Below are 26,489 nucleotides of genomic sequence, written 5' to 3' on the forward strand. Positions count from 1 at the left end.
CGGGTGCCGCTATTGATTTCAGCTCCCGACGCGAGGCGGGCATCATTCGCATAAGTATACGTTGCCGCCTGAGCCGATACGGAAGGTCCCAGAATGAGGACTGACATTGCCAACGCGGCGGCAATCACCAGGATCTTCTTCCAAACTGGAGCCACAGACACGCGCTTTTCACTCATGACTAAGTTCACTCCTCACTATCAAGGGGGGTAAATTCAAAGGTCGAGCCGTCACCCCTCGAAATCTCCGTTGGCTTGAGGTCACGATGCGCATCTCCGCTTCGAACAACTAGAAGTCCGCTCCGGCTTCCAGGCTCCGCAGTTTGGCTCATAACACTAGCACTCGACGTTGAATAAGGCTCAAGTTCACTCGACGAGACGTCCGCAGGCATGAGGTACGCCTCCGGGTTGTTTTCTTTGTCTGCGGTTTCTCCGGTTCGCAACGAAAGACCTGTTCGACTAAACTGGGAGATATCCGCGCAGCTCGAAGAAGTAACTTCATAATGGCCGGGCGCTTGGACAACGAGACAAACCTCAGAACTACCAGCTCGTCCAAGCCAGTATGCCCCAAGCTCATCCTCACCCAAGAAACGCACGCTCGCCGGATCAATCCCGCCCAAGGCTTCCAGGTCAGCCTCTTCTGCGAGGACTTCATCCTCAGCGCTCTGACTCTCGCCGAGCTCTGGCAGCAAGGTTTCAACCGACGTCGAATGTTCACCGTCCGCGTACGCAGGGACCGCCGTGCATGCAACGGCCAGGATCAGTGCACCAGGGACCAGTAGAGTTTTCTTACTCAGCTTTTCCATCATCGTCTCCATTTCGTCATTCCACTAGCAGCCTGTATTGGTACTAGGATCGCGCTGAACATGTCATTGGCAAGCTGCCAATATTTCCGCTCCCGAAGCTCCAGTACCATGCACATGAAGAATGCACATTTGTTGCGCGGGTGTGCGTCAGGTTCGCTCCGCTACCCCCCGTTGAATACCCAATCTCGTAATATCCCGGAGCGGGGTGATACGTCTTGATGATAACCGTTGGCTGTGCGCCTTCAGCATTCAGGTCGTCTGCTCTTGCAGAGCCTCCGGTGATCACTGAACGAAGGCCGGAGTCGTGCCCCGAGTTCTCAGCGGTCTTCGTATTTGAGGCATAATAGTAGTTCGCCGCATTGGCGGCCGGTACTCCAAACGCCAAAATTGCCGCCACACCAAGCGTAAGTAACAGCGGCAATCGCGAAAGATTCATGCCCCCCAGCTTCAATCCGGTCGCGTTGCGAACATCAATGTTCAACATTGAAACCCCTTTTTGCTGAAATTTTGTCGTCAATTGACCGTACATTCCTGGCCGACGTGAGGCAACCTGCTCCGCCCAAGCGTTGCGCCGTATGTCCGCTTTGTCGACGTCGGGAGGGAGGGATCTTCTGACGTGACTGCTACGAGCCACCCCTCTTGACTGCGGCCTGGCGTCGGTCGGCTTGCGCAGGTAAGACCCACTTTCCTGGGAAGTCGCTGTGGGAGGACTCCGATGCACTGTTGGATCTGCCGGACGCCTAGTAGCTGGCAGGTAACGATGCGGTAACGTCAGCTAAGGCATCGCCGAGTTGCTCAGCGGACAACACACCGGAGCTAGCGTGCGGACGGTTGACGCGACACTGAGCTGGTCGGCTCGACGGCCTGGAGGGTGGGCACAGAGTCCTTGCCTTGACCAGTGAGTTCTGCGTCCACGTCGCACTACGTGTTGCCCGATGAAGTGCGGGCGTCACCAACACGCAGATCGCGAACTCCGATTAGCTCCTCATGGCCCGGGACTGCGAAGCACTCACGGCCGTCGCCTGTGCGTTCGATCTGGCGTCCCGCACGCACCCCGCGCCCACGCGGTTGAAGGGGTCGATCAGCGAGCCGTAGCGGGCCCACGGCGAGGCAGAACGGCGGGACTGCCGCACGATCAGGTGACAGTTGGGGTGTCAGGCCGCGAGGGCCACGGCGGGGTTCATGATGGTCTCGTATTCGATGGGGGTCAATCTGCCCAGGCGAGCCTGCCGGCGACGGCGGTAATAGGTCCTATCGATCCAGGTGATGATCACTATGCGAAGCTTTTCTCTGGTTCTCCAGCGCTTGCGATCCAGGACGTTCTTCTGGAGGAGTGCGAAGAAGGATTCCATAGCGGTGTTGTCCCCGGCGGCACCGACTTTCCCCATCGATCCGATGAGGTGATGACGGTTCAGGGCGTACACGAACTTCCGTGACCTGAACTGGCTCCCGCGGTCCGAGTGCACTATGCATCCAGCAGCATCGCGACGACCAGACACCGCGTTATCCAGGGCGTTCACCGCGAGACGGGCCCTCATCCGGTCGCTGATCGAGTAGCCAACGATGCGGCCGGAGAACACGTCCTTGATCGCGCAGGGGTGGAGCTTGCCCTCGTCGGTCCAGTGCTCGGTGATGTCGGTCAGCCACAGTTCGTTGATGTCATCGGTGGAGAAATCCCGCTTCACGAGATCATCGTGGACTGGTGGCCCGGGACGCTTCCCGTTCCTGCCCCGCTTCTTCCCGAACACGGACCACCACTGGTTGTCCCGGCAGATCTTCCACGCGGTCCGCTCGCACATCACCTCGCCGGCCTCGTCGACAGGAACCGGTACCCGTAGTCGGGGTCGTCGCGATGGGCGTCCACCAGGGTGTTGGCGCGGTATGCCTCGATCAGCTCGGCCCGGGTGACCTGCTGGTTTCGCCAGCGGCAGTAGGGCTGGCGGGAGAGCTTGAGAACCCGCAGGGACACCGCGACGGGGAACCCGTCAGCGGCAAGCTCGCTCACGAGCGGGTAGAACCTCTTCCCGGCAAGTTCGCCTGGGAGAGGTAAGCCGCAGCACGGCGGAGGACCTCGTTCTCCTGCTCCAGTAGGCGAACACGGCGCTTGAGCTCTCGTGTCTCGGCGGCCTCCTCGCGGGTCGTCCCGGTGCGGACTCCTGCCTCGACGTCAGCTTGGCGGAGCCATTTATGCAGCGTCATCTCGTGGACGCCGAAGTCCTTCGCGATCTGCGCAATGGTGACGCCGTCTTCACGGGACCGGGCCACTCGCACGACATCGTCGCGGAACTCCTGGGGGTAGGGGGTGGGCATGGTGCACATTCTTCCAGGCCGCCCAGCGGGCAAGCCAGATCAGATGTCACCTATCGATGCGGCAGTCCCAACCGCCAAATCCATCGCTGACATGAGGTCACCGAGCCCGCTGCGCGAGAGGTGGCCATAGCGATCGAGCGTAATTGACGGGCGGGCGTGCCCGAGGGCGCGAGAGACGGTCACGAGGTCGTAGTGCAGCTCGCCGAGAGCGATGGCCGCGAAAGTGTGCCGGAGCCCGTGTGGGGTGAGGTGCTGGATCGGGTGGGCGCGGCCGATGTTCGCGGCCGTGATCGCGCGCAGCAGCGCACCCTTTGCGTAGCTCTCGCCGACGGGATGCCCGGGTCGGCGCGGGCTCTCGAACAGCCAGGCGGACGGGTCGCGGTCGCGGGCCAGGCTCTCGAGAAGCGGCAGCAGCGACGCCGACACCGGCAGGACCCGGGTGCCCGCCCGAGTCTTCGTCCGGTCGGAGGCCGCTCCGGAGGTGGTGACGCTCAGTGCACCGTTAGCGAGGTCGCGAACCCGGAGCGACGTCGCTTCACCCTGCCGCAGGCCCATCCGGCCCATCACGCCGAGGAGCGCACGGTCGACGTCATCGCGGGCCGCGGCGAGCACCGCCACCAGCTCTTCGGAGGACAGGTATGAGACCTCCTTGTATCCGAGGGACACGACGATGTCGTGGGTCGGGTCGACGTCGACAAGGCCGTCCCGAGCCCCGCGGCGGTAAGCGGCGCGAAGGAGCTCCACCTGCTTTTTCCGTGATCGCGCGGCTACGCCGGAGCGCGCGGCCCAGGTCGCGACCTCGGTCGCCTCGAGGGTCGACGCGACCCTGTCGCCAAACGCGTCGTTGACGTGGCGCGCCTGCGCGTCGTAGTCGCGCAGAGTGCCCTCGGACCGATCCGCCTTGGTCGCGAGGTGCCGGTCGATGAGTGTCCTGACGGTGACGGACTCCCGCATGATGCGGCGGGCGCGAGGCTGCTCGAGCTGCGCCGCATCGTCCAGAAGCGCCTGCGCCTTCTGCGCCTCCTTGTACGACGCCTTCCGCTGCCGACCATCCCGGCCGCCGCCCTCACGCCATCTCCGCTGCCATCGCGGCGCGTTCCGGGCTCGACGATCCGCGATCTCCGCGCGGGAGAGCCCGGCCCAGAGATCGTGCACCGTCACGGCTCGAGGTCCTCCCCGGTGGCGTCACGGCGCGTGATCTCGGACCGCAGCTCTTCGGTGGAGAAGACAGCGAGGACCTGTTGCATCAATGCACGGCGGCCCGCGATCGCTGCGGGGGCATCAAGGTCGATCGGGGTCACGTCGACCTCTTCGATCATCCCCGCAGCGTTGTCGCGGCCGACGAGGCGCAGAATCCGCGGCTCGACTCCCAAGACTGCGGCGAGCTTCGCGAGCGTGTCGTCCGGAGGGCGGACGCTCTGCGCCTCCCCGGCTCGGTGGCGGAAGCCGGCCAGCGCGATCCGCACCGATCCGACGCTCATGCCGGTCGCGACAGCGAGCTCGCCATGGGTCAGCCCTGACCGTTGATATGCGCTATGCAAGATCCCGCTCTCGGCCGGGATCGCCACCCCGTTCCTGTACGCGGTCTCCGGAACCTCGGCCCCCCCTGCAGAGTTTTGGTGCGGTTCGTCGGCCATCTGGATCGCCTCGTTTCTCAGTCGAAGAGACCTCACCTGGTCTCGAGCAGACACTACCCGATTCGCCACCAACCACAACCATCGATGGTACGCTGATGGCATGCTGATTACTACCTCGATGCGACAGCTGGCTCAGACCCAGCGCCTGCTCACCACCACAGAGGTGGCGGAGCTGCTCAGCATCACGCCCCTGTGGACCAGGCGGCTCATCCGGACTGGCCAGCTTCGTGCGACCAATGTCGGCGGGCCGGAGAAGACAGCCCGCTGGCGAGTCGACCCCGAGGATCTCGCGGCGTACATCAGATCGCGGGAGAACCGCAGGCGCGACCTACTGGCCAGTTGAGAACTTGCCACCACCCCATTCACAGGACCCCCTCGAGCGCATCGCCCGAGGGGGTCCTGCCCTTTCCGGCGGCGGGAGCGTCGAAGAAGGCGGACACACATGAGCGCGAACCTCAGCGGGTTCGGCCCTACGGATCGTGTCCGGACCACGAAGGACACGCGCGTCCTGCTCGAAACCGCCCGCGAGAACGAGACCGAGGAGCCCGGGGCCGTGGCGGCTGCACTCGCGATCATCGCGCGAAGCGGCGTGCAGCTCGAGGCCGAAAACGGCTCAACGCGCCGGGAACTTCTACTTTGCCCCGAGGAGCCGATCGAGACCACCTTCCGCGTTAGGGGCGACGTCAACCTGCGGATCGAGCCAGGTGTACGGGTGCCGCTGCTGCAAGAGTGTGCGGAGCATCGGACTACCCGGGAGCAGTGGGATATCCCAGTCGCCCCAAAGGCACCGGTCGTCGTACTCGTCTTCGAGCTCGCCCCAGTCATAGTCGCCGACGATGTAGCCCTCTTCATCATCCGCGGGCACAACGCTCTCGCGCGCGGGCACGCCATCGACGATGTCGGGGTCGTCCGCCATCCAGGTCGCGGCAGACGACATCGCGGCACCGACAAGCACCTCGTCGATGTATGGGCCGGGCCGGTCGCAGGGCAGGACGCCGTCCTCGATCTCGCCCGCGATCTCTCGGCATCGACGACGAACACCCTCAGCCCAGGCGCGATTGTCGCCGACCATCATCATTACGCGGAGATCGAGATCGTCGAACGGGGAGATCGCATGGAGGGGGCCGTCGGGGCTCAGCAGCCACTCGGCGATGTACATATCTGCCCATACGCTGAGCTGCAGGCTGATCGCATAGGCCTGCCGCGGGGTGATCGCGGGATTCTCACCCCAGGTGCGGGCGTAGTGGGCACCGATGGCGGAGTCGACCGTGACCTCACCCGCATCCATGCGCAGCACGGCCGCGCATCGCCGACGCGATCGTTCGCCAACGGACTCGGGGTCCGCCTCCCACTTCCGCCAGGTGTCCAGGCTTCGCCCGGCACGCCGTGCCGCTTCCGCCTGCGTCAGACCCAATTCCAGCCGACGATCCGCGCGCTCACTCATGAGGCGAGCGTACTCAGTACTGATAAGTACTACAAGGAGTGTGGGGAGTCGACGCATCTGGCTCGGGGGCGGTTCGGACGAGCCACGGAGGTGGTCGCCGGACCGTCGAAGAACTCCCTGCAACAACGAAACGCCTGGTCAGTGGCATCCTGTGCAGGATGTGCAGGACGATCGGAAAGTCCCCGCGAGGAAGCCCTATGGAGAACTTCCAAAACGTCCTGCACGTCCTGCACAAGACCTAGTCGCAATACGTTTCGACCAGAAGAGCAGCCTGCGTCACGCCTCGATGTTGTGCACTTCGCCATCATCTACTACCATTGAGGTACGCCAAGTGACATGTCGCGACAGGAGGGGACACTGATGGCCGCCGCGGACACCGAGCAGTTCATGACTGAGACCGAGACCGGAGAGATGATCCACCGCACGCTTCGGAGCATGCGCGATCTCCGCTACCGAGGCGTCGGACCGGCGCACATCAAGATTGGCAGTCGAGTGCTCTACCGGCGGACCGCCGTCATGGAGTGGCTGCTCGCCCATGAGGTGACTGAAGAGCAGGCCAACTGAGAACGACAACGCAAAAGGCCCCCAGCTGAGCCGAGGGCCTTTTACAGAAACCGCACCTCACGCGATCGAGCGGGAACTTGTCTCGCGTGGGTGACACCCCATGAAAGGGATTCATCATGAGTCTTGCACATTCTCCGCACCCTCGCAAGAGCCGCATCGACGACGTCCTCGCCATGTTGTCCCGGGTCACGGGACCCCGCGACACGCAGTATGGCCGGGAGTGGAAGGCCTGCTGTCCTGCCCACGACGACTCGACCCCGTCCCTCGCGATCACCGAGAAGTCGAACGGCTCCGTGAACACCCACTGCTTCGCGGGGTGTTCCGCCGAGAGCATCCGGTCCGCCCTCGGGCTCCCCGAGTGGATGCCCGGTGGCGGCGAGGTCGTCGCGACCTATCCGTACCGCGACGCGGAAGGCACCTACCTTTTCGAGGTGGTGCGCGGCGTGGACGACGAGGGTCGGAAGCAGATCCGCAACCGCGTCGTCGACGCCAGCCGGCCTAGCGGTCATGTCTGGAACCTCCAGGGGATCAGCAGCCAGGCACGCACCACTCTGTACAACGCGGTCGCCGTGAAGGCGGGCATCGAGAACCTTCAGCCGATCTATCTGGTCGAGGGAGAGAAAGACGTCGACACTCTTGCCTCCTTTGGCGTCGTGGCGACCACGAACGCCGGCGGGGCTGGCAAGCTCACCTCCGCCCACGCGGAGCAGCTGCGCGGAGCTCAGGTCCGGATCATCCAGGACAACGACGAGGCTGGCCGTCGGCACGGCTCCACCGCCTGCGCGCTCCTCGAGGAGGTCGCCGAGACCGTCGAGCTCTTCGACGTGCCGACCGGGATGCCCGAGAAGTCCGACGTCACCGACATGTTGGAAGCTGGCTTCGACCTCACCGATCTCGTGCGGGTCGACCCCGCGCCCGCTGCGCCCGGGAAGCCGGGAAGCGGGGCAGGCAGCGCTGACGGCGGGTCGGACAGCGATCTGAGCCCGACGAGGAGCGCCGCAGCCCGATTCACCGACGCCTATTTTACGAGCCGCCTCGCAGACGCGCTCCGCGGCAGCTGGCACTACGTCCTGGGCAGCGGCTGGCACCACTGGGATGGTCGCATCTGGGCTCCACTGACCGACGAGGCCCTGATCACTCTGGAGACTGAGAAGTTCTCGAAGAAGGAGTTCGCCGAGGTCACCCGTGGCGGCGACCCTGAGCAGGTCCGCAAGGCCCTCAACCGGCTCGGCAAGTCTGCGATCGCAGCGGCTACGTTCCTCCTTCGCGGCCACCTGGCCGAGCGGCTTGAGCACTTCGACACCGATCCCCACATCCTTGTGACGTCGGACTGCGTCGTGGACCTGCGGACCTCGAAGACCTACCCTCATGACCCGTCCCGGCTGGTCACGAAGATGACCCCAGTTCGGTTCGATCCCAGTTCCCAGCATCGAGACTGGGATCAGGTTCTCCGCGCGGTGCCGCCAGAGGTCGCTGACTACCTGCAGATCCGCTTCGGCCAGGCCGCGACCGGCCTCGTTCCCGACGACGACAGGATCTCCGTCCTTCAGGGCGGCGGCGAGAACGGGAAGTCCACCCTGCTGAACGCCGTCATGGCCGCGCTCGGATCCTATTCCGGCTCCCTCGCCCGGGAGCTGTTTATGAGCAAGGGCGAGGTCCACCCGACCGTCGTGATGCCCCTGCGCGGCTTGCGTCTTGGGGTGAAGGAAGAAGCTGCAGACGGCGGTGTTCTCGACATGCTACGGGTCAAGGAATTGGTGGGGACGAAGGTTCGGCGCGCCCGTCCGATGTACGGGAATTACATCGAATTCGCTGCGACCGACTCGCTCTTTATCTCGACCAATCACGATCTGATGATTCTCGAGGGTGATGACGGTTCGTGGCGACGATTCATCAAGATCGCGTTCCCGTTCCGATACCGGAAGCCTCACGAGACGCTTGAGGGGCCGATGGACCGCCACGGCGATCCGCGACTCCGGGATCGCGTCTCGAGTGACGAGCGGGTCAAGGAGGCCGTGCTGGCCTGGATCGTGGCAGGTGCTCAGCGCTGGTACAAGGCTGACTGCACGATGCCGGAACCGCCGACGTCGGTGTCGGACGACACTCGGCGGTGGCGCGAAGAGAGCGACCCCTTCTGGAGCTTTGCCGCCGACCACCTCGTCAAGGACCCCGACGCCGTGATCTGGGGGAACGACCTCTACGACCAGCTGATGACCCATCTCATCGACAATGGCCAGAAGCGAATGGGCGTGCCACGGTTCCGTCAGCGCCTGCAGGACAGCATCTGGCGCAAGAGCGAAGACGCTCGGTTCACCGGACGGACGCGCATCTCGACCTTGGCGGCGCAGCGCGGTCGCTCTCTGATCCTGAGCCGGCCCCTTGGCGCTGGTGGACTCCAGGTGCCGCCCGAGCAGGGGCAGTACCTCGTCGGATGGCGGTTCCGGGCCAGCGCCCCGACGGCCCATGCTTCGCAGACCGCGACCGCCCCGATCCCGACACCCTCAGCGAAGTCGGCTGAGCCTGCGGAACCGACCGCTCCCTCTGAGGCGACCCCTGCACTGGAGACGATCCCGGTCCACGGGAACGGCGCGGGCCCGACCGTGCCCCGCGCGACGCCGGAGATCAGCGGCCCCACCATTGCAGAGCTCGGAGGTGCAGCAGCATGAGTCACATCGTCTATCTCGATACGGAGACCGGCAGCGCCGATCGGCTCTGGTACGGCGACCCCGGGTTCGTTCGTCTCGCCGCCTACGCCATCGGGAACGCCGAGGTCATCGTGACCACGGACATCTCGACTGTGGTTGCCGAGGTCGCGCGGGCCGACTTCGTCGTGGGCCACAATATCCTCGCGTACGATCTCCCGGCCCTTGCCCGGTACCACGGCCTGGATCTCGCGCAGCTCGTCCGGACCCACCGCGTCATCGACACCTACATCGTCGGCCGTCTCGCCGACCCCCCGCTCTCCGGGGGCGGCGATGAGCGTCGCTACGGCCTGGACGCGATGTGTAAGCGCTACGGCATCGGATCGAAGCTCACCGATGAGGAGTCCGGGGTGTCGGCCCTGGCCCGCCTCGCGCGGGACCATGGAGGCTACGACCGGATCCCCGTCGACGATCCGACCTACAGGGCATACGCCCGGGAGGACGTGGAGCTTGTGCGAGGGCTCGCCCGCGTCCTTCGGGTCGACCACTACGCCGCGCGCGAGCACCAGATCATGTGGCGGCTCGGGCACATCACGAGTTCCGGATGGCGAGTGGATGTCGATTCCGCACGGCGCATCGTCTCGGAGCAGCAGGAGCGCGTCGGCCGCTGGAAGGCCCTCCTTCACGAGCGGTTCGGTCTCCCTCTCTGTGGGGCGAGGCCGCACACGACCTCGGCGGGGAAGGTTGCGCTCGAGCTGGCATTTCAGTCGCTCGGTGTGGAGCCCCCGCGGACCTCGAAGGGCGCGATCGCAACCGGCAAGGAGGCGCTCAGCGCCTTCGCGGAGCAGCACCCGGACAAGTCCGAGCTCCTCGAGCTCTGCAGCGTCCTGCGTGCCCTGAACGGGGAGCGATCGACGGCGCAGATGCTCCTGGACCACACGGCTCCCGATGGTCGCATTCATCCCGACGTAGATGCTCGCCAGGCCACCGGTCGCATCTCGATCACCAAGCCGGGACTCACCGTTCTTGGGAAGAGGGACCGGGAGAACATCCTCGAACGTGCGCTCCTCCTCCCCGACCCGGGACATGTCCTCCTCTGTGCCGATCTCAGTCAGATCGACGCGCGCGCAATGGCCGCCCACTCGCAGGACCCCGATTATCTCCAGGCGTTCGAGCCAGGGATGGATCTTCACAGCGAGATGGCCGCCGCGGTGTTCGGGGAGGACGGTTGGAACCGCGCTGTCGGCCATCATCCGCTTCGCTCTGAGGCGAAGGCCCTCACCCACGCGACGTCGTACGGGATGGGGGCCCGCAGGCTCTCCGAGTCCGCGGGGATCAGCCTCGAAGAGGCCCAGCAGCACCTCGCACGCCTGGACCAGAGCTACCCATACCTCGCGGCCTTCAAGGCCGTCATCCGACGCCAGGCGGCGGCCCAGGTCCTGAGGACCGCCTTCGGGCGCTGGGTCAGGGTGCAGCCCGGCAAGGAGTACACACAGGCTCCTGCCTTTATGGGACAGGGGACCGCAAGGGATCTGATGATGGAGGGGATCCTGCGGTTGCCGGAGTGGCTGCTCCCCGGTCTCCGCGCCATCGTCCACGACGAGATCGTGCTGTCCGTCCCCATCGACCGTGCGGACGAGGCAGAGGAAGCCATCCTCGGTGCGCTCCAGTTCGAGTACCGGATCACCCCAGATGCACTATCCGTGCCGATCCTCGCCGAGAAGGGCGACCGCGGTGCGGACTGGGCTGACTGCTACCGCTCCGAGAAGCCCGGTTGGCCCGAAGTCGCCCGCGCACACCGCGACCAGCCGAACTGCACCTACCGCGACTGCACCTGGCACACCAACAACACCACTGAGGAGATCGCAGCATGACCGTCCGCAACCGCAAGTACCGTCGCCCCCGGCAGGATGTGCTCAACAGTTACATGCGTCGGGAGGACGTCAAGGAGTTCATCTTCCAGGGGGCGATCAACTCGGAGCCGGCGACCCCCGCAGAAGTCAAGGAGTTCCTCGCTACCGCGCCGGAAGAGGTATTCGTCCTTCTGGACAGCATCCTCCCCTCGCCGTCGCCGAAGGGGTTCACCGACCCGCCCCTCTTCGAGGACACCCTCACCCGTGCGATCGTCGGCTTCTTTCTCAGCCACCACCCTGATCGCCGCCAGCGCTGAAGGCTCCGGATCGTCCGCTCCTCGCAGGTGCGTGGCCCACTCGTTGACTGTCCGTGGCCTTATCTCGGTCAGCTTCGGCCCGTGGGCGGCCCGAAAGGTACCGCCTCGATACCGTTCACCGCTCCTGGCCTCATCGTGGTCGATCACTGGCCCGATCCTGGCCAGCATCGATCGAACCGTGGTCACGGGTTGCCCGTCACCGACCAAGTTCTGACCACGAAGAGGCCAGCACTCCTGGATGGTCTCCGCCGGGCCGTTCGCGGTCCAATCCCGCCCACGAAGTCACCTCCCCCGACCAGACCGTGACCACAGACGGACCACGAACGGGCCAGCAACACCGGACCGCACTTAGCACTGGCCTGATCGTGGTCAGTTCCGGGCCGAAGGCGACCCCAGCCGCCCTTTCCCTGACCACAGTGCGGCCACGAGATGAGGCCGCAACATCCGCCGTATCTACCGAAAGGGCTTGATCATGTTCACCACCACCTCCCACGACGAGACCATCGCTGCCCTGCGCGCCAAGCTCGAGGCGGCCGAGGCTGCCAAGGAGGCTGACGAGGCCTCTCTGCGCGCCGCCGTCGACAAGGCCAAGCGGCACGCCGCCGACGCGCACGTCGGCCTCGTCCTCGCCCTCTATGACCTGCTCGGCGTCGACCCTGAGCACCCGGGCTCCCGCATCACCCGCGGCCGTCTCACCAAGGTCGCGGTCGACCGCTCCGAGGTCGTGCGTACTCAGCGGCTCTACCGCATCGTCGCCGCCTTCGCCGCCTCGAACCCCGAGCTGCTCGAGCAGCTGCAGCTCGAGGACGAGGCCGGCCGGGAGGAGCGCCGGCCTGCACCCCGCGAGGTCCCTGCCGCGACCTCCGCGCTCATGAACACCGACGAGGTTCTGCTTCCCGACGTCGAGGAGGACGAGCTCATCACGGCCTGAGCGCCCTCACTCCTATGCGACACCCTCTGCACCCGATGGTGCAGAGGGTGTCGCCATGTCGGCGCACCCTGTGCGCTCAGCTGGGCCTCCGGATGCTCCGGCATCCGCTGCAGGGTGAGCGCGCAGCGCGAGGGGCGGCAGCCCCTCCCGCCCGGAGGTGCACAGCGGGGACGAGCGTCAGCGAGGACCCGGTGTGCACCGTGAGGGACAAGCAACCCCCATCCGGGCGAAGCCCGGGCCGCGAAGCGGGACGCGCTAGCAGGGGGGATTGCTTGCCGCTTCTCCTTCGCATCAGAGTACTTTCGAAAGCATCGCCGCGGGTCAGGGCACGGTACCGCGGTACCGTGCTCAACATCGTCGCTGGTCATAGACGTGTCGGACCTTCGCTCGATAGAATGAGCCTCATCCGGATCGCCACGAGCGATCGCTGTCCAAGCCCTCGGGTTCCTGGACGGCATCAGCTGTTGCAGCGCGATCCGGAAGGGGCACCCAAATGACATCACCGTCGACTCCGTCGACGCGCACCACCGTCGGTGTCTCGCTGTCGCCGCAGGAGCTCGAGCGCCTGGACCAGCAGGCCCATGCACTCTCCACCACCGGCACCCCGCTCCCCCGCGCCACCGCGCTCAAGACCGTCTGGACGCACGTCGGCTCCGAGGCAGTGGAGCAGGCACTCGCTGCGCAGCAGCTTGCGACCGAAGCGGCAGCGCAGGTCGCGGATCTCCGGAACACCATCGCCGGGCTCGAGCACGCATGGCGTCAGGTCGCCACCCAGCACGCCAAGATCGGCGCGCACACCAACCAGGTCGCGAAGCTCGCCAACACCCTGCGCGTCGCCGTGGACGGAAGCACCACCGAGATCACCGCTCAGGACGTACAGGACCTCACCGCCGCGCTCACCGCGTTGGAGCACCGTCTGGAGCCGCTGCTGCTGGACGATGCGGACAGCCGCTTCCTGGTCGATGCCCTGCGGGGCGTGCTGCTCGGGACGGCAACGGCATGAGCATCACCATCAAGGTCCTCGCTGGCCGCGCCGCCGCCCCGCTGCAGCGCTACCGCGACAGCCTCAAGGACGGCCAGGAGCCGCCGATGCTGATGACGACGCGGCACTGCTCCCAGAACCTCGCCACCCAGATTGGCGAGTGGAAGGCCGTGCGCCAACTGCACGGCACCGACGGAGCCACCCGGGTCGCTCGCGCCGCCCACGAGAGCGTCGATCCCGAGACCGGTCTGCACGCCACCGGGGAACGCGGGACGCATATCAGGGAGCGCCGGGGCGAGCGCTGGCGGTACCGCCCGGTGCGGGACGGCGAGACTCCGACTCACCTGCGCGTCGAGCCGGACGACCGCACCCCGATCAAGCAGTCCGAGGCGCTGCACACCATCTACGCCGCGGGGCCGGACTTGATCCATCGCGACGACATGGACGGCATCGGCAGATTCTTCGACGCCGTGGTCGCCGAGCGCGAGGAGCACTATCCCGGGCTGCAGGAGTCCATCTGGCTGGAGCGCAACGGCGAGAGCGGGCTCGTGCACATCCACGTCGCCACCAACGCCACGGTCTACAGCGACTTCTCGCTTGACGGCCGGGACTACCGCGCCGGACAGAAGGTCGCGAAGGGGATCACCGACATCCATGCGATCCGATCGCGATTCGAGTCCTATCTCGACGAGCATCCCGAGCGTGGTCTTCGCCAGGAGCTCCCCCGGGTCGGGACGCCCGAGTACCAGCAGGCCCAGCGCCGCAGCTCTCAGAAGGACTATCACGACGCGCGTCGCGGGCAGGAGTCGGGATCGGACCGCATCCGCCGCCTCGCTACCGAGGCGCTCACCGACGACGAGGTCCGGGACCGCGCCTGCTACGTCGCCGCCCTCATGGAACGGGGCGTGGAGGTCACCGAGACCGGCCTTCGCCGCGGCAAGCCGGGACGGACCCACGACCTCACGTACCGGCTCACCGACGGTGATGCGCCGATGAAGCGCGGCGTCACCGGCCGCCAGCTCGGACCTGCCTTCCAGATCGCCGCAGTCGACGAGCAGCTGAACCGCAAGGCGCAGGGCCTCGAGGTGGAGCTGCCCCAGCGCCGCACTGCAGGGCCGGTGCAGCAGATCGACAGCTCCCGTGAGGCGATCGACGCTCAGCGCGCCGACATCGAGCCCCTCGTCGTCGAGGGCCAGCAGCTCCTGCTCGCCTCGGCATGGGCGGGGGCTCTCGAGGAGGACGAGCGCTGGGAGCGCGAGCACGCTGCCGCCCGCCGCGCCGCTGCCGCCGCTCGGCCCCGCACGCGGGAGGACGAGCTCTTCGACGAGACCCTGGCCGGCATGGACTGGCTCGAGGGCGGCGACTCCTCCGACGCGTCGTTCGATGAGCTGTTGCGCACGATCGAGGAGGACGAGACTGCAATCAGCCCGAGCACCCCGGAACCCTGGCGCTCCGCGCTGCGAGACCTCACCCCGACGAACGACCGAAAGGCCGCCGTCGTCGCAGCGCTGGCCGCGTTCGAAGAGGACCACGCCCGCGATGCCTTGGCCAGTGGGCAGCGGCTGGACGAGGCCCTCGTGCCGCGCGGTATCGGCCCTCGGTTCCTCGAGGAGTTCGGCGAGCACATGGACCCTCGCGTCCGCGAGCAGCTGCAGCTGCGGGTCGCGAAGCGCGCCGCGCGCACGGAGACCTTCGAACAGCGGACTGCGGCGGTTCAGGAGCGGTTCCGCCTTGAACAGGCCCGAGATCCCCGAGCCCAGGACGCTGCCCAGCACGTGGAGCAGCTCAGCTCCACCATCACGCGTCTGAAGGACGAGATGCGTCAGGGCGTCTACGAGAAGGACACGCCCGGGGCACGGCAGGAGCAGCAGGACCGGAAGGCGCAGCGGGTCGAACATTCCCGAGAGTCGGACCGCGCGCTCGAGCAGGTCTTGCCCTTCGCGAAGGCACTGGACGAGGTGGCGAGTCCGCATCCGGACGCGAAGGCGGCGGCGGACCGCTCCCCAGCGCAGCAGCGACTCCGAGCGATGCAGGCCCGCGTGCGGGCGTCTGAAGCACGCGAGCGGGAGAGGAGGCAGGAGCAAGACCACGGACTCGAGATGTGACTCCCGGTCAGGCCGTCACGAAGGGGGCAGGCATGGCACAGCAGAAAGTGGACCCGCGCGAGGTCCAGAAGGTCCGCGCCGCGATCGCGGCCGAGGGCAGGAACGTCGCCGCGCGGCGCTTCGGGACGGACAGCTCGGAGTGGCGCGCGGTGCAGCAGGAGCAGCAGGACAAGAAGCGTGCCGCCGGCCGGCGGCACCGGATGATGGAGGAGAACACCATGAGCACCACCGACACGAAGAAGAAGGCCCAGGAGGGTCAGGAGAAGCAGACCGGCGCGAAGAACTCGCGGGCCGTGCAGGTCGCCGCGGCCCGTCAGCGCATGGCCACCATGCGCACGCGGCAGGCGCGGATGAAGGCCCGCGGGATCGAGCCTTCTCAGAATGCCGGGCAGGGTATGTGATGAGCGGGATGCTGCTGCTGGGTGCGGGTCCGTACGACATCTGTCTCGCCTGCGACGCGGCCGCCGGGCCGTGGGAGCCGATCGAGCATGACGAGGAGTGCCCCGCACTGAAGGAGGACTGACCGCATTCTCCGAGAACCCCCTGGTGGATATCCACCAGGGGGTTCTAGACGTCGGGGTCGGGTCACATCTCGGAGTAGTCGACGAGCTTCACCCGTCGGCCCTGGCGGCCGCGCAGGAGGAGCCGCCCCTCCCCCTGGTGTCGCGGAAGCAGCTCGGCCGGGTGCAGGGACTCCACGCGGTCGGCAGAGTAGCTCGCCCTGCCGCCAGCATCTCGGGACGCCACCTGCCGCTCGGTCGGCGGCTCGGTCCAAGCGGCTTGCTCGAGCAGATCCTTCTCGATCGCCCCGATGCCGATCAGTACGGCCGGGAAGACATTGAGCAGGATCTTCATCCCCGCTGCTCCCCACCGCGGCTCGAACTGGCTGCTGTGCTGGGCGGCGACAGTGAAGTGACAGCCGTAACTGCGCATGAGGCCGACGTGCTCGCTGAGGCGCGGGATCGGACAGATCTGCGGGCACTCGTCGATCACCATCGCGATCTTCGGCAGGCCCTTCTGGATCGCGTTGAGAGTCCAGTGGGACACGAGCGCCTCAATTACCGCCGTCGCCGCGCCCGCGGCGCTGCCGGAGGACGGGGAGATCAGATAGAAGATCGCCCCGGGATCCTCGAGCAGCTCCGGGGTGAAAGCGACAGCATCCTCGCCGCCGGTGCCGCGTACCGTCCTCAGCTGCCACGGAGACAGCGCGACGCGCAGGTTGATGCCGATCGAGTCCCGCTGGCGGGCATCCAACGCCTTCGACGCTCCGAGCTCCATGGCGTGCGCGGAGCCGATCAGCGCTCCGCGCAGTGCCGCGGTGTCCCAGGACGGCGTCTCGAGGTCGGCCGGCTCGTCAAAGACGGGCTCATCCTCGTCGTCATCGTCGCTCTCCGGCTTCTCCTGCCCGATCTCGCCGTAGTTGATCGCGGCCTCGAGGACCCAGCCGATGCCGCCGCCCCAGATCGGCTCCCCCGTCTCGGGGTCGGGGTACCAACCGCCGGCCTGCAGCAGCGCAGCGAGGGTCCGCAGCGCCAACGTCGCCCAGAACCCAGAGTCGCCGCCGCCTCCGCCGGTCGCGCTCATGCCGAGCGAGCCCACCTGCAGAAGGAGGGTCGCGAGGGCGAGCGCGGAATCGTCGGTGGACCCGTCGGCATCCGGGATCAGCAGTGAACACGGGTCGTTGATGACCGGGATCGCGCGGTCGGGGATCGAGTCCCAGTCGGCCTGGCCGGTGAGGTCCATGACGTACAGCGGGCCACCGCGCCGCCCGCGAAGCTTCGCCGACATCTCCGCGAGGTCGCTCTTCGCCGAGACGGCGCAGACAGGTCCGTCCCAGGTCACGATCTGCGGCACCAGCACCCGCCGGGACTTTCCGGCCCCGGACCCCGCGAGCACCAGCAGGTGCGGCCCGCTCTCCGCCCGCCCCGTCGCGTTGCCGTGCTGGTCCATCTCGAATCCGCAGTACGGCGTCCGCTCATCGCGCACCCCTGCGGCGGCCTTCTCGACAGTGGCGGGTGTCGCCTGCTCAGCGGCTGACGCCGCCCATCTCGTCGCCTTGTCCAGCAGCCCCATCCTGACCCTCCTGTAGTCGCTCCTCATGGCCCCACCGTGAGGCCATGGCTGCGCGGCCGATCTCGGCTCGTCGCGCTCTCTCGGACTGCACCGCCGCGGCCACCGCTCCCTCCGTCGCCACATCGCCCTTTTCGAGGGCGTCCACGCCGAGGGCGACGAGCGCGCGGGCCAGGATCCCCGGGCGGGTGCCGCGTTCGGCGGCAGCCTCCCGGAGGCGCTGGTCGGCCTCGAGGTCCAGGACGAGGGTGTGGCGTCGGGTCGGCTGGGTCATGGGGTGCTCCTGCGGAGGGATCGGTAGTGACTACTACTCCACTACGCTACCGACCCCCTCCCACTTGTTGCCTCGTAGTAATTACTACTTTACTATGGTGCCATGCCGCAGGACCAGGGGCCCGGAGGCCCTCGTCGATCATCGCGGCTTCGACTACCGAGAGGGGATCACCGTGGCCAAGCTGCTGTTCGTGCTGGTCATCATCGCCGTCGCCATGCTCAGCGCGTTCCTCGTCGGCTTCGTGGTCGGCACTACCGTCACTCCCCTGTCGCCCGCCGCCACCCAGGTCGCCGCTTCGGTGGTGATCCGTGACTGACGGCTACACCTGGGAGCTCGAGCGCTCCGCATGGATCAAGGGCAGGCCATGGCTGGACAAGGCCGGCGCTGCTCGCCGCGCCGAGATCCTCGCCCGTCGTGCTCGCCGCGGACAGCGTTCGGCCGCCGGGCTCGGCGAGGGACAACTACACGAGGCCGACCTTCCGGGGCTGTGGGCACGATGGACGCGCCGCACCGAGGATGTGCAGGGCGCTGCTCTAGCCGTCACGGCAGTCTCGCTACTGGTCGCGCTGCGCGTCGTCGTGCTGGGACTCACCTGGCTGATCAGCGCGGCCGTGTACGGCGCGCTCGCCTCTGTCGGGGGCAGGCACCGACCGCGACTCGCCCCGCTGATCCTTGCAGCCGCCGTCGTGGTCGCCGCCGCGATCCTCGTGCGCTGGCTCGGCCTGGACCTGCCGATCATCTACCTGATCGCCACTCAGCTCGAGATCGTCTCCGGTGGGCTGCTCGCGCCGGCTGCGCTCTCGCGCTGGTACGCCGCCGGGATCCTCTCCTGGCTCGAGACCCAGGTCGTTCTCGGCTTCCTCTCCGCCGCCTGGTCGACCTACGCCTGGGGCTGGACCGCACCGGCGGTCCGCCGCGGCCAGCGCGAGGCTCTGGCGTCCGCGCGCCGCTCAGCACCCGCGACGGCACCGTCTCCAAAGGCCGTCGCCTCCGACCCGACCAAGCTCATCAGCCAGCTGGCTACCGCACACGCCGCAGAGACCGAGGAGACCAAGGCATGACCGCCACTGACCCCCACGACCGCTTCTGGGCAGTGCTCACCGGGCTGATCCTGCTCACCGTCGCGGCCGCCGCCGGCTACGTCGCCGGTCGCCGCCGTGCGCTGCGCGGCGAGCTCGAGCCCGCGTGGCTCTGGTACGGCGAGCCCTCCCCCGACCGTGACCCCATGGCGGAGGTCTGCGAGGACGCCGCCGCATCTGCTCGAGAGGACCACGACCGATGACCATCGACGACCGCGCCGCGAACGCCGGCCCCGCGCCGCAGATCCACATCCACAACGCCGCGGCCGACGCTGGGGCGCACATCTGGCGGGTCCTGGCGACCTTCCTTGCGATCGGCGGCATGGTCTCGCTCGCCTACGGCCTCGCCCAGTGGGGTCTGATCGACATCGCCGCCACCGGCGTCACCGCGTTTCTGACCATGCTGGTCCAGCTCATGCTCCGCAACGGCGTGATCGTCCTGCCGAGCGCCCCGTCGGACGACCAGCGGATCACGGAGGGCGTCGGTGCACTGCGGGCAATCGCCGGCCTCGTCCAGGCGATCCTCGACCGCTCATCCCTCCTGCGCCTCACCCTCATCGCTGCCGGCTACGCGATCACTTTCGTGCTCGTCCGTACGCTGATCAGCTATGCACTGACCGTCTTCGGGAACATCTGGATCGCTCTGGCGGCCGGCGGCATCATCGCGTCGATGATCTGCTTCCCGACGCTCATCGGTGGCCTCCTGCGCGCCCTGCGCAGCCAGACCCGACGGGAGGCCTGAGATGGGCATCGACATCGTGCGTCGCCTCGCTGTCACCATCTTCGCGGCGGCGCTCCTGACCAGCAGCGCCGCGTGTGCCTACAAGGGAGCGGAGGCCGACCGCGCTGCTGCCCCCGGGCAGCCGACGGCTCAGGGGCAGCCGACCGATCCCGGGGCGGTCACCACAGCATCCTCGCCCGCGAGCGTGCCTGAGACTCCCGCCGACTCGCCCGCCGACTCGGACGGCGGCGGGGACCACGCAACCCCCTCGGCTGGAGAGAGCGACGCACCCGAGCCCAGCGATGGCGGCGGCGGCGAGCAGTCCGGCTTCGAGATCCCTGCACCGCTCCCCGAGGTGACCGTGGATCTGGCCCCCGAGTCCGACTCGGCGGTGACGTACCTCCGGCCGATGCAGGCCTTCTCTCCTGAGCTCGAGGTCTGGGAGATCGACGGCGCGGATGTGCACTTCCGCTCGTACAACTGCGCCGGCGGACTCACCCACGAGGTCTACGCGACCCTCGTCGACAACGGCGACCTGACAGTGACCGCGCGCTGGGAAGGGGACGCTCCTGGCGAGCTCGTAGGCTGGTCTGCATCGAGCGAGTCCGTGCTGCAGATCGATGAGCGGACCCTGCGTCCCGTCCCTGGCGGCAGCGACACCATCGCGTCCACGCGCACGGAGCTCGAGCTGCAGGACTACGCCGGAATGTGTCAGGACGCGGGCAAGCCCCTCGCCGCGTTCGTCCTCGGAACGGGGCACCCTAGTTACGAATAGCCCCTCAACGCCGGTGCTTTGCCTTCGCGTTCCCACCATCACCCTTCCCGGACAGGAGACACAGATGCCCATCCACCAGAACGACGAGGACAGCGAGGACGACGAGCTCGACGTCGCAGAGGCCGCCGCTGCGCGAGCCGATGACGAGCAGATCTCCCACCGAGCTCTAATGGCCGAGCTCGGCCTGGACACCGCCGAGCCCGACATCCACCTGGTCGCACAGGATCTTCTCGACACCCTCGGACCGACGCTAGCCGCGGCTCTCTCCGGCACACGCGACCGGACGCTCCCCCGAAGGTGGGCACTGGAGTCTGGTCCGCGTCCCTCCCCCGCCGAGGCACGGCGACTTCGGCTGGCCCGCGAAACCTTTTTCCGGATCAGCGACGTGGAGGGGGCCGACGTCGCGCGCGCCTGGTTCATCCTCGGGAACGAGCGCCTCGGCGCGACTCCACTCACGGGGATCCGCGAAGATCGCCATGAAGATCTGATGGCTGCCGTCGACGACTTTCTGGATCAACCACTCGACCCAGTCTTCGAGATCCCCCTCGGCATCCTTCTCGAGCTGATGCGCTCCAGCATTCACAACGACGGCGACGATTCGCGCTGATCTACCGCGGGCACCGTCGCCGCTAAGCGAACCTGCGATGAAGAGCAGCAGGTCCTTCGCAACTCGAGCAATGATCTCTGTCAGCACGTCGTCACGCGAACGCGCTCTCGAACCCGATCAGGAGCGCAACCTGGCCTCCCGGGCCAGGTTGCCCCGCGCACCGCCATCCCGGCGCTTCTCCACCTGCGCTGCACGCGGACTATGCGCTGGGACCGGGCACCTACGCTTCATCGATAAATCTCGTGCATCCTTAGGTCATGACGACTCCCCCCCGCAGGTGAGCTGGTGACCTCACTAGATGTCCTCGACGACTTCTTTGGCGGTCTCCCCGATGCCGACGTTGCTGAAAGCCTGACTGCCGCGCAGGTTGACGACTTGGGCACGAGAGTCAACGCCGCGGCACAGAAGCTCTCACGGATGAAGCCCAGCGCAGAGCCGATCGGTGACTTGATATATCCGGGCGGATGGCTTGGCAACGGTTGGCAGCATGAAGTCTTTCGACCCGAACTAAACTGCTCACTTTTGTACCAGCCGCGGCTCCTCGTTCACGACCCGCTCGCTGAATACTTTTTTTCCGACTTCAGCATCCTCCCGGAAGTGACCCTGAAGGGAAGCAATGGCATCCAAATGATCCACGGCGCGAAACTTTGGGCGAACTCCGGGAGGCGCGCAAATCGAGAGGATGACATTAATGCGGTTCGGGCCGACCTTAAAGCCATCTTCAGCACTCTTGAGCACTTCGAACCGCTGCTTCGAAGTGGCATAGTTGTAATGCGGAGCCAGTTTCCTGTCATCGAAAGGGAGTGGCATGCATTGGACTCCTCCGTGCGCAACGACTTGCGGTCTGACTCCATGGTGGAGATCGCAGCCAGGCAGGAAGGAGTGCCCCTTCCTAGATGGGATAACATCCGCGGCCTTCACGCCTCTCCGCCTGGAGGTCTGCAGAATTCCGCAGATCCCAAACGCTGGAGGCCCGAGTTCTATTATCTCGCGAAAACACTGCTGTTCAGCGGCTCTTTAGGCGCTCGATACGCACCCGCAAGCGCCAACGAACTGGCACTCCTCCAAGCAAAAAGCGCGAGTTACGTCCGGGGAAGTCAGGCCTCCGCTCCGAGTCGGCCACTTGTTGAGGAGGTGCTCAATCAAATGGCACCCGACCTGACACTAGACCCCGATACCGCCGTCAAGGTGCGCGCGTCGGAAGAAGCATTCAATTCTTGGCGCATCGAACTACGCGAATTACAGCGGGCGAGTGTAGGCCTATCCGATAAGGAACTTCCGCAGCTCGTCAGCGACCGGATGCTGCCGCGAATCGACGAAGTACGGAAGGCGGTGTCGAAATCTGATGTCCCGAAACGAAATGCACCAAAGAACCTTGGCCTAGCGCTTATTGCAGGGATCTCCGCGATTCCGGGCGGCCCGGGCGTTGCAGCCTTTGCAGCCGCAACTACCGGAGTGGGGGGAAGCTTGATGGACATGTATGGCCCCCGCCATCTCGACGGCAGCAAGCCCGTGATCGCTGCACTGCTTCACCAAAACTAGGGCGCGCCTCCTGCCGTCGAAGGTATTGGCACTATCGCAAGAACGTGAGGTCCAAACAGCGCTGCATCAGGCGAAGACCACGGACTCGTCGCCAGCGATCGAATCTTCCGCAACACGGCCATTGCAGGGGGCTCGTAGCGGGCGTGCTGGCGGCTCGCATGAAAGGGCCCCCGGTGCTCGAATCCGGGAACCCGCGGGCGGTGGGATCCAGACCAGGCTCATGTGGAAGTGCGCCCGGTAATGACCCTGTGCGCAATGCGCTAGACATGGACCATGAGCACCCCGGAGATCCCCGACGTCCTTGTCCCCCGCCTGCGCGAGGAACCGCCAGCCCAGCGGGCTTTCCCCTGGGATCGCTCGGTCTGGGAGCCGGTCGTCCATGACGTCCCCGACGCGGCTGACGCGCTGCGGGACCTGCCGGACCGGATCGACCGGCAGTGCGTGCGCGACGTCGTCCAGGCGAACCTCACCCGGGACTGGGTGCTGGGGGCGTTCGTGCCCATGCTGATCTGGGGTGGACCCCAGCCGCGCCGGGCGTTCTTCGCACGGGCGATGCTGACCGGGGTGGCACGGCGAGGGAACCGCGACGAGCCGGTCGACGACTCGATCCGGGACCGCCTCCTCGAGGGTGCGCGCCGGTTGCAGGAGGACGGCGCAGTGGCCGGCTTCTACTACCTGAACAACGAGGGGCACGTGAAGCACCTCGGTGGCGCGTTCTTCACGAAGTGGCTCGCGTTCACCTCGATGACCGGCACGATCGACGGCCCCGAGGTCGCCCCGATCCTCGACAAGCGCGTGATTGGCTGGATCCGAGAGAACACCACGCCCTCCGAGAAGCTGATGACCACGAGGACCCCGAGCTACGAGCGGTACCTCGAACTGCTCGACGCCTGGGGCGCGCCGTACGGTCGCACGCGGACTCAGGTGGAGCTCGCGATCTTCGAGCTCACGAGGGATCGGCCGGCCGAGTAGTGCGCCCCGCCCCGAGCGGGACTCGCGTGCGAGTGCTGCGGCTCTGCCGTTGGACCGGACGCAGGTCGTGCTGGCCGAGCAGCCAGTGCACCCACGTCGCGCCGCGTCCCATCGCGAGCGACAGCGTCTGCATCGGCACACCTTCTGCGACGAGGGCCGCGCACGCCTCTGCGAGCTCTGCGCCTTCCTCGGCGCGGGTCTCGCGGTGTCCGGGTCGGTTCCGCGGGGCCTCGGGGCACGCCTCGTAGAGCCGGCGAAGCTCTTGCACCTCATCGCTCGTGGGGTCGCGGCGTGTGGAGAGCCGCGGGTATCGCGTGGCCGACGGACCGCTCACGCTCTCGAGCGCAGTCCGCACCGCGGTGCGGGAGCACTTCAGCGACTCAGCGATCGACTGGATGCTCTCGCCCTCACCGCGCCGGCGGGCGATCTCGGCGGGGTCCGCGACGGCTCGTTGGCCCCAGCGGCGGTACTCGACCGGTGCGAGCTGTGCGACGATGCGCCGGAGGCTGCCGGGATGGAGGTCGAGGTCCCGGGCGATCGTCTCCCAGGACTCCCCTGCCTTGTAGCGTTCGTGGCCGGCGCGGGCGATCTCCTCGCGCTCGGCGGCAGTCAGGCGACCTCGCATGTCAGCTGGAGTAGCGCGCCAGGAAGTCCCCGATGCGAGCTCGCACAAGGGCATGCTCGTCACCGAGCCGTGCACATCGCTGGACCAGGGTCGCGACATCGAGGAGACCCGCGGTGATGAGTGCGTCCACGAAGTCCATGTCCTTCTCCCGAGCCGCACCGAGCTTCGAGATCGCCAAGTCGTGCGGCTCGAGGAAGTGAGGATTAGCAGGCTCGGACGATCGCAGCTGCCAGCTGATCAGGCGGTCCCGCCAGCCGTCCGGGAGGAACGTCGCCGTCTCGACATGGACTCCCTCGGCGTAGATGCCGTGGGTGCTGTGGAATGAGGACCACTCTCCGATCGCGCCTTCGACGTCGTCTGCCTTGACTCGCCCTGGATCATCGAGGAAGGCGATGTCAGCTTCCATGGACGCCGTCGCCGCCGCCGGAAGATCGTCCTCGTCGAAAGTGCCGAGGATCGCCTGCGACCCGATGACCAGGACCTCGCGATCGCCCGTGATGTTGCAGGCGGCGCGAAGCAGGTGCGCGAGCTCCTGTCGCTTCACGCGGCCGCGTGCTCCTGGTTCCAGTGGTCCCGAAAGGACGAGAGCACGTGCCGGCGATCCTCGTCCGAGAGCACGCCCGCGAAGGGCGAGTTCTGCCGGAGCTCACTCGAGTGCTCGTCGGTGCCGACGAGGACATCCACGACGTCGTCGACGCCGCCGTCCAGGAGCTTCTGCCACTGGGTGAGGTAGCTCGCCGCCATGCCGTCCGCGCGATGGCGCGGAAGCCAGCGCCGGATGTTCTCTTGGGCCTGCTCCAGGACGGCGGTCGGGTCGATCATCAGCGGTCCGAGCAGCGCGCGGTGGAGCCAGAGGCTCCTCTCCTGTTCGCGAGTCAGCTGCGGCTCGAGCATCCGCTGGACGTCGCTTCGGCGGATCCGGCGGTGGGTGCCGGCACGGGAGAAGTTCAGCTCGCCGCGGTCGCAGAGGTCGACGACATGCTGACGGGAGACGCCGAGCATCGTCGCCGTCTCTCCCGTGGTCAGCCAATCGTTCTGCATGTCGCCTATTCTACCGCCAAACACCACAAACACAACGTCTTGATGATCAAGCCGCAGGCACAGGACGCCGTGGACCAGTACGCCTGGTCGTCAGTAGGTTCAGGCTGTTGTCACACGTCTGCCCTTACGCTTGCAGCCGCCGCTAGCGCCGTCCGAATCTCCGCGGGGCCCGCGGCCAGATCGACCTGTCGCACCGCGAAGAGGATTCCGTCGATCACGATGTCCAGGTCGCGGCCCGGGGAGCTGTCGACGCGAGCACCCAGTAGCACAGCATGGGTCGCCCCCGCGAACTCACCGCGGAAGACGGAAGCATAGGAGACGAGCTGCCGGACGTAGCCGGGCTTGATCATCGCCTTGCCCTGGTGGTGGGTGAAGATCGGCGCGAACTTGCACTCGAGGATGACCTGCTCGCCGTGCCCGCGGATCACCACGTCGGCGTTGAGGTTCGGCAGGAACGCGAGGTCGGCCGGATCTCCGGTGGCCGGCCAGGGTCGCCGTTCGGCACGGACCGAGTAGCCCCTCGGCCCGAGATGGTGACGGTAGAACCCGCGCACGGCCTGCTCGAACAGTCGTCGCAGCGCGTGCTCGTCCCGCAGGATCGCCGGCAGTTCGGCCTCACCCGGTGAGTGCTCCGGCGCGCACATGTCCCGCACCAGGGCGCTCAGGGCCAGGAGCGTGCGATCCTCGGCATCGAAGTGCCCGAACTGCTCCTTGGAGAGCTGCGCCGGCGTCGGATCCACCGGGCTCACGCCGGAGCGCTCGAGTATCTGCGCCGTGGTCAGGCAGCGCCGGCGCACGTCCACGGACACCGCACGACGGGAAGCTCGGCGCAGCGTCACCAGCATCGACCTGTAACGGGGCAGGTCGACGGTCTGCTCGTCGTAGCGGCACAGCACCCGTCCGGACTGCATGAGCTGCCCGCGCGCGGTGCCGAGGTGGTCGATCCGGCCCCGGACACGGGTCAGCGGCTCGACACGACGGCGGTAGCCGCGCGCGAGCATCGTCCGTATTCGCCGCTCGACCCTCGAAGCGAGCACATCAGCCAGGGCGTCCAGCAGGTCGTTGTCGCGCTCCCCGCGCAGCAGGTGCTCTCGCGTCTCCCCCGTGAGCTTCTCGAGCAGGTCCGAGGCGTACAGCAGCAGAAACCAGACGCTCCGAACGTCGATGCGGGTCGCGCCCTCGCCAGCGACGAACAC

General features: G+C 66.9%; 28 protein-coding genes and 1 pseudogene. 18 read left to right on the plus strand and 11 right to left on the minus strand.

What is annotated here, in order from left to right:
* Positions 1 to 184: 184 nt before the first annotated feature.
* From A4A78_RS17675 to A4A78_RS02525, 4 genes and pseudogenes are all read right to left on the minus strand, one after another.
* Positions 185 to 814 carry a hypothetical protein gene (locus A4A78_RS17675; protein ID WP_156488525.1) on the minus strand — a complete coding sequence of 210 codons (630 nt, stop codon included), beginning with the start codon at positions 812 to 814 and terminating at the stop codon, positions 185 to 187.
* 1,142 nt (positions 815 to 1,956) lie between these two features.
* Positions 1,957 to 3,112: pseudogene (locus A4A78_RS17680) on the minus strand (IS3 family transposase).
* 39 nt (positions 3,113 to 3,151) lie between these two features.
* Positions 3,152 to 4,273: a site-specific integrase gene (locus A4A78_RS02520; protein WP_062946848.1), complete on the minus strand. Its 1,122-nt coding sequence runs from the start codon at positions 4,271 to 4,273 to the stop codon at positions 3,152 to 3,154.
* Positions 4,270 to 4,749 (minus strand): helix-turn-helix transcriptional regulator, encoded by a 480-nt coding sequence (locus tag A4A78_RS02525; protein WP_062946849.1) that lies wholly within the window; start codon positions 4,747 to 4,749, stop codon positions 4,270 to 4,272. The genes A4A78_RS02520 and A4A78_RS02525 overlap by 4 nt, the downstream gene beginning before the upstream one ends.
* Positions 4,750 to 4,849: 100 nt before the next feature.
* On the opposite strand from A4A78_RS02525, the gene A4A78_RS02530 reads away from it, so the two are divergent.
* Entirely contained in the window at positions 4,850 to 5,092 is a 243-nt protein-coding gene (locus A4A78_RS02530) for a helix-turn-helix domain-containing protein (protein WP_062946850.1), read from the plus strand.
* Between the two features lie 288 nt (positions 5,093 to 5,380).
* On the opposite strand, the gene A4A78_RS02535 is transcribed toward A4A78_RS02530, so the two are convergent.
* On the minus strand, positions 5,381 to 6,193 hold the full coding sequence (locus A4A78_RS02535) for a DNA-binding transcriptional regulator (RefSeq protein ID WP_156488526.1): 813 nt from the start codon (positions 6,191 to 6,193) through the stop codon (positions 5,381 to 5,383).
* A 360-nt stretch (positions 6,194 to 6,553) separates the two neighbouring features.
* Between A4A78_RS02535 and A4A78_RS02540 the strand changes: the two genes are divergently transcribed.
* From A4A78_RS02540 to A4A78_RS18235, 9 genes are all read left to right on the plus strand, one after another.
* Complete coding sequence (locus tag A4A78_RS02540; RefSeq protein ID WP_062946852.1) at positions 6,554 to 6,757, plus strand: AlpA family transcriptional regulator; 204 nt, start codon at positions 6,554 to 6,556, stop codon at positions 6,755 to 6,757.
* Between the two features lie 116 nt (positions 6,758 to 6,873).
* Positions 6,874 to 9,423: a phage/plasmid primase, P4 family gene (locus A4A78_RS02545; protein ID WP_082835149.1), complete on the plus strand. Its 2,550-nt coding sequence runs from the start codon at positions 6,874 to 6,876 to the stop codon at positions 9,421 to 9,423.
* On the plus strand, positions 9,420 to 11,273 hold the full coding sequence (locus A4A78_RS02550) for a DNA polymerase (protein ID WP_062946854.1): 1,854 nt from the start codon (positions 9,420 to 9,422) through the stop codon (positions 11,271 to 11,273). The genes A4A78_RS02545 and A4A78_RS02550 overlap by 4 nt, the downstream gene beginning before the upstream one ends.
* On the plus strand, positions 11,270 to 11,569 hold the full coding sequence (locus A4A78_RS02555) for a hypothetical protein (RefSeq protein WP_062946855.1): 300 nt from the start codon (positions 11,270 to 11,272) through the stop codon (positions 11,567 to 11,569). Before A4A78_RS02550 ends, A4A78_RS02555 begins: the two co-directional genes overlap by 4 nt.
* A gap of 472 nt (positions 11,570 to 12,041) precedes the next feature.
* On the plus strand, positions 12,042 to 12,500 hold the full coding sequence (locus tag A4A78_RS02560) for a hypothetical protein (RefSeq protein WP_062946856.1): 459 nt from the start codon (positions 12,042 to 12,044) through the stop codon (positions 12,498 to 12,500).
* A gap of 493 nt (positions 12,501 to 12,993) precedes the next feature.
* The gene (locus tag A4A78_RS02565; protein WP_062946857.1) at positions 12,994 to 13,503 is read left to right on the plus strand and encodes a hypothetical protein; all 510 of its coding nucleotides are present in this window, start codon (positions 12,994 to 12,996) and stop codon (positions 13,501 to 13,503) included.
* Positions 13,500 to 15,587 (plus strand): hypothetical protein, encoded by a 2,088-nt coding sequence (locus tag A4A78_RS02570; protein WP_062946858.1) that lies wholly within the window; start codon positions 13,500 to 13,502, stop codon positions 15,585 to 15,587. The genes A4A78_RS02565 and A4A78_RS02570 overlap by 4 nt, the downstream gene beginning before the upstream one ends.
* A gap of 32 nt (positions 15,588 to 15,619) precedes the next feature.
* On the plus strand, positions 15,620 to 15,988 hold the full coding sequence (locus A4A78_RS02575) for a hypothetical protein (RefSeq protein ID WP_062946859.1): 369 nt from the start codon (positions 15,620 to 15,622) through the stop codon (positions 15,986 to 15,988).
* The gene (locus A4A78_RS18235) at positions 15,988 to 16,110 is read left to right on the plus strand and encodes a hypothetical protein (RefSeq protein WP_255360951.1); all 123 of its coding nucleotides are present in this window, start codon (positions 15,988 to 15,990) and stop codon (positions 16,108 to 16,110) included. The genes A4A78_RS02575 and A4A78_RS18235 overlap by 1 nt, the downstream gene beginning before the upstream one ends.
* 62 nt (positions 16,111 to 16,172) lie before the next feature.
* Here the strand turns inward: A4A78_RS18235 and A4A78_RS02580 are convergent, their stop codons facing one another.
* On the minus strand, positions 16,173 to 17,660 hold the full coding sequence (locus tag A4A78_RS02580; RefSeq protein WP_062946860.1) for a type IV secretory system conjugative DNA transfer family protein: 1,488 nt from the start codon (positions 17,658 to 17,660) through the stop codon (positions 16,173 to 16,175).
* A complete protein-coding gene (locus A4A78_RS17890; protein WP_062946861.1) occupies positions 17,614 to 17,931 on the minus strand; it encodes a hypothetical protein in 318 nt (105 codons plus the stop codon). Before A4A78_RS17890 ends, A4A78_RS02580 begins: the two co-directional genes overlap by 47 nt.
* A 172-nt stretch (positions 17,932 to 18,103) precedes the next feature.
* On the opposite strand from A4A78_RS17890, the gene A4A78_RS17685 reads away from it, so the two are divergent.
* From A4A78_RS17685 to A4A78_RS02615, 8 genes are all read left to right on the plus strand, one after another.
* Positions 18,104 to 18,247: a hypothetical protein gene (locus A4A78_RS17685; RefSeq protein ID WP_156488527.1), complete on the plus strand. Its 144-nt coding sequence runs from the start codon at positions 18,104 to 18,106 to the stop codon at positions 18,245 to 18,247.
* Positions 18,240 to 18,992, plus strand: a complete 753-nt coding sequence (locus A4A78_RS02590; protein ID WP_156488528.1) for a hypothetical protein — start codon at positions 18,240 to 18,242, stop codon at positions 18,990 to 18,992. The genes A4A78_RS17685 and A4A78_RS02590 overlap by 8 nt, the downstream gene beginning before the upstream one ends.
* A complete protein-coding gene (locus tag A4A78_RS02595; RefSeq protein WP_062946863.1) occupies positions 18,989 to 19,213 on the plus strand; it encodes a hypothetical protein in 225 nt (74 codons plus the stop codon). The genes A4A78_RS02590 and A4A78_RS02595 overlap by 4 nt, the downstream gene beginning before the upstream one ends.
* Complete coding sequence (locus A4A78_RS02600; RefSeq protein ID WP_062946864.1) at positions 19,210 to 19,752, plus strand: hypothetical protein; 543 nt, start codon at positions 19,210 to 19,212, stop codon at positions 19,750 to 19,752. Before A4A78_RS02595 ends, A4A78_RS02600 begins: the two co-directional genes overlap by 4 nt.
* 184 nt (positions 19,753 to 19,936) lie before the next feature.
* A complete protein-coding gene (locus A4A78_RS02605; RefSeq protein ID WP_156488529.1) occupies positions 19,937 to 20,506 on the plus strand; it encodes a hypothetical protein in 570 nt (189 codons plus the stop codon).
* 64 nt (positions 20,507 to 20,570) lie between these two features.
* Complete coding sequence (locus tag A4A78_RS02610; RefSeq protein WP_062946866.1) at positions 20,571 to 21,113, plus strand: hypothetical protein; 543 nt, start codon at positions 20,571 to 20,573, stop codon at positions 21,111 to 21,113.
* Between the two features lie 285 nt (positions 21,114 to 21,398).
* Complete coding sequence (locus A4A78_RS17690) at positions 21,399 to 22,655, plus strand: hypothetical protein (RefSeq protein WP_156488530.1); 1,257 nt, start codon at positions 21,399 to 21,401, stop codon at positions 22,653 to 22,655.
* 273 nt (positions 22,656 to 22,928) lie between these two features.
* Positions 22,929 to 23,627: a hypothetical protein gene (locus tag A4A78_RS02615; RefSeq protein WP_062946867.1), complete on the plus strand. Its 699-nt coding sequence runs from the start codon at positions 22,929 to 22,931 to the stop codon at positions 23,625 to 23,627.
* Here the strand turns inward: A4A78_RS02615 and A4A78_RS02620 are convergent.
* The 4 genes from A4A78_RS02620 to A4A78_RS02635 all read right to left on the minus strand — a co-directional run bounded on the left by A4A78_RS02620 (position 23,602) and on the right by A4A78_RS02635 (position 26,489).
* Entirely contained in the window at positions 23,602 to 24,252 is a 651-nt protein-coding gene (locus A4A78_RS02620) for a hypothetical protein (RefSeq protein ID WP_062946868.1), read from the minus strand. The two genes, A4A78_RS02615 and A4A78_RS02620, sit on opposite strands and share 26 nt — an antisense overlap.
* A 1-nt stretch (position 24,253) precedes the next feature.
* The gene (locus tag A4A78_RS02625) at positions 24,254 to 24,796 is read right to left on the minus strand and encodes a DUF6036 family nucleotidyltransferase (RefSeq protein ID WP_062946869.1); all 543 of its coding nucleotides are present in this window, start codon (positions 24,794 to 24,796) and stop codon (positions 24,254 to 24,256) included.
* Positions 24,793 to 25,293 (minus strand): helix-turn-helix domain-containing protein, encoded by a 501-nt coding sequence (locus A4A78_RS02630; protein ID WP_062946870.1) that lies wholly within the window; start codon positions 25,291 to 25,293, stop codon positions 24,793 to 24,795. Before A4A78_RS02630 ends, A4A78_RS02625 begins: the two co-directional genes overlap by 4 nt.
* A gap of 110 nt (positions 25,294 to 25,403) precedes the next feature.
* Complete coding sequence (locus tag A4A78_RS02635) at positions 25,404 to 26,489, minus strand: hypothetical protein (protein ID WP_062946871.1); 1,086 nt, start codon at positions 26,487 to 26,489, stop codon at positions 25,404 to 25,406.

The organism is Brachybacterium sp. sponge (assembly GCF_001613775.1).
Lineage (GTDB): Bacteria > Actinomycetota > Actinomycetes > Actinomycetales > Dermabacteraceae > Brachybacterium > Brachybacterium conglomeratum.

Excerpts from the sequence above, each read along its gene's own strand:
- A4A78_RS02550 (WP_062946854.1), top strand. The coding sequence starts at position 9,420 with ATGAGTCACATCGTCTATCTCGATACGGAGACCGGCAGCGCCGATCGG.
- A4A78_RS02580 (WP_062946860.1), bottom strand. The coding sequence starts at position 17,660 with ATGGGGCTGCTGGACAAGGCGACGAGATGGGCGGCGTCAGCCGCTGAG.
- A4A78_RS02565 (WP_062946857.1), top strand. The coding sequence starts at position 12,994 with ATGACATCACCGTCGACTCCGTCGACGCGCACCACCGTCGGTGTCTCG.
- A4A78_RS02615 (WP_062946867.1), top strand. The coding sequence starts at position 22,929 with ATGAGCACCCCGGAGATCCCCGACGTCCTTGTCCCCCGCCTGCGCGAG.
- A4A78_RS02555 (WP_062946855.1), top strand. The coding sequence starts at position 11,270 with ATGACCGTCCGCAACCGCAAGTACCGTCGCCCCCGGCAGGATGTGCTC.
- A4A78_RS02575 (WP_062946859.1), top strand. The coding sequence starts at position 15,620 with ATGGCACAGCAGAAAGTGGACCCGCGCGAGGTCCAGAAGGTCCGCGCC.
- A4A78_RS18235 (WP_255360951.1), top strand. The coding sequence starts at position 15,988 with ATGAGCGGGATGCTGCTGCTGGGTGCGGGTCCGTACGACATCTGTCTC.
- A4A78_RS02530 (WP_062946850.1), top strand. The coding sequence starts at position 4,850 with ATGCTGATTACTACCTCGATGCGACAGCTGGCTCAGACCCAGCGCCTG.
- A4A78_RS02630 (WP_062946870.1), bottom strand. The coding sequence starts at position 25,293 with ATGCAGAACGATTGGCTGACCACGGGAGAGACGGCGACGATGCTCGGC.
- A4A78_RS02535 (WP_156488526.1), bottom strand. The coding sequence starts at position 6,193 with ATGAGTGAGCGCGCGGATCGTCGGCTGGAATTGGGTCTGACGCAGGCG.
- A4A78_RS17890 (WP_062946861.1), bottom strand. The coding sequence starts at position 17,931 with ATGACCCAGCCGACCCGACGCCACACCCTCGTCCTGGACCTCGAGGCC.
- A4A78_RS02540 (WP_062946852.1), top strand. The coding sequence starts at position 6,554 with ATGGCCGCCGCGGACACCGAGCAGTTCATGACTGAGACCGAGACCGGA.
- A4A78_RS02525 (WP_062946849.1), bottom strand. The coding sequence starts at position 4,749 with ATGGCCGACGAACCGCACCAAAACTCTGCAGGGGGGGCCGAGGTTCCG.
- A4A78_RS02620 (WP_062946868.1), bottom strand. The coding sequence starts at position 24,252 with ATGCGAGGTCGCCTGACTGCCGCCGAGCGCGAGGAGATCGCCCGCGCC.
- A4A78_RS02545 (WP_082835149.1), top strand. The coding sequence starts at position 6,874 with ATGAGTCTTGCACATTCTCCGCACCCTCGCAAGAGCCGCATCGACGAC.
- A4A78_RS02610 (WP_062946866.1), top strand. The coding sequence starts at position 20,571 with ATGCCCATCCACCAGAACGACGAGGACAGCGAGGACGACGAGCTCGAC.
- A4A78_RS17675 (WP_156488525.1), bottom strand. The coding sequence starts at position 814 with ATGGAGACGATGATGGAAAAGCTGAGTAAGAAAACTCTACTGGTCCCT.
- A4A78_RS02595 (WP_062946863.1), top strand. The coding sequence starts at position 18,989 with ATGACCGCCACTGACCCCCACGACCGCTTCTGGGCAGTGCTCACCGGG.
- A4A78_RS02560 (WP_062946856.1), top strand. The coding sequence starts at position 12,042 with ATGTTCACCACCACCTCCCACGACGAGACCATCGCTGCCCTGCGCGCC.
- A4A78_RS02570 (WP_062946858.1), top strand. The coding sequence starts at position 13,500 with ATGAGCATCACCATCAAGGTCCTCGCTGGCCGCGCCGCCGCCCCGCTG.
- A4A78_RS02600 (WP_062946864.1), top strand. The coding sequence starts at position 19,210 with ATGACCATCGACGACCGCGCCGCGAACGCCGGCCCCGCGCCGCAGATC.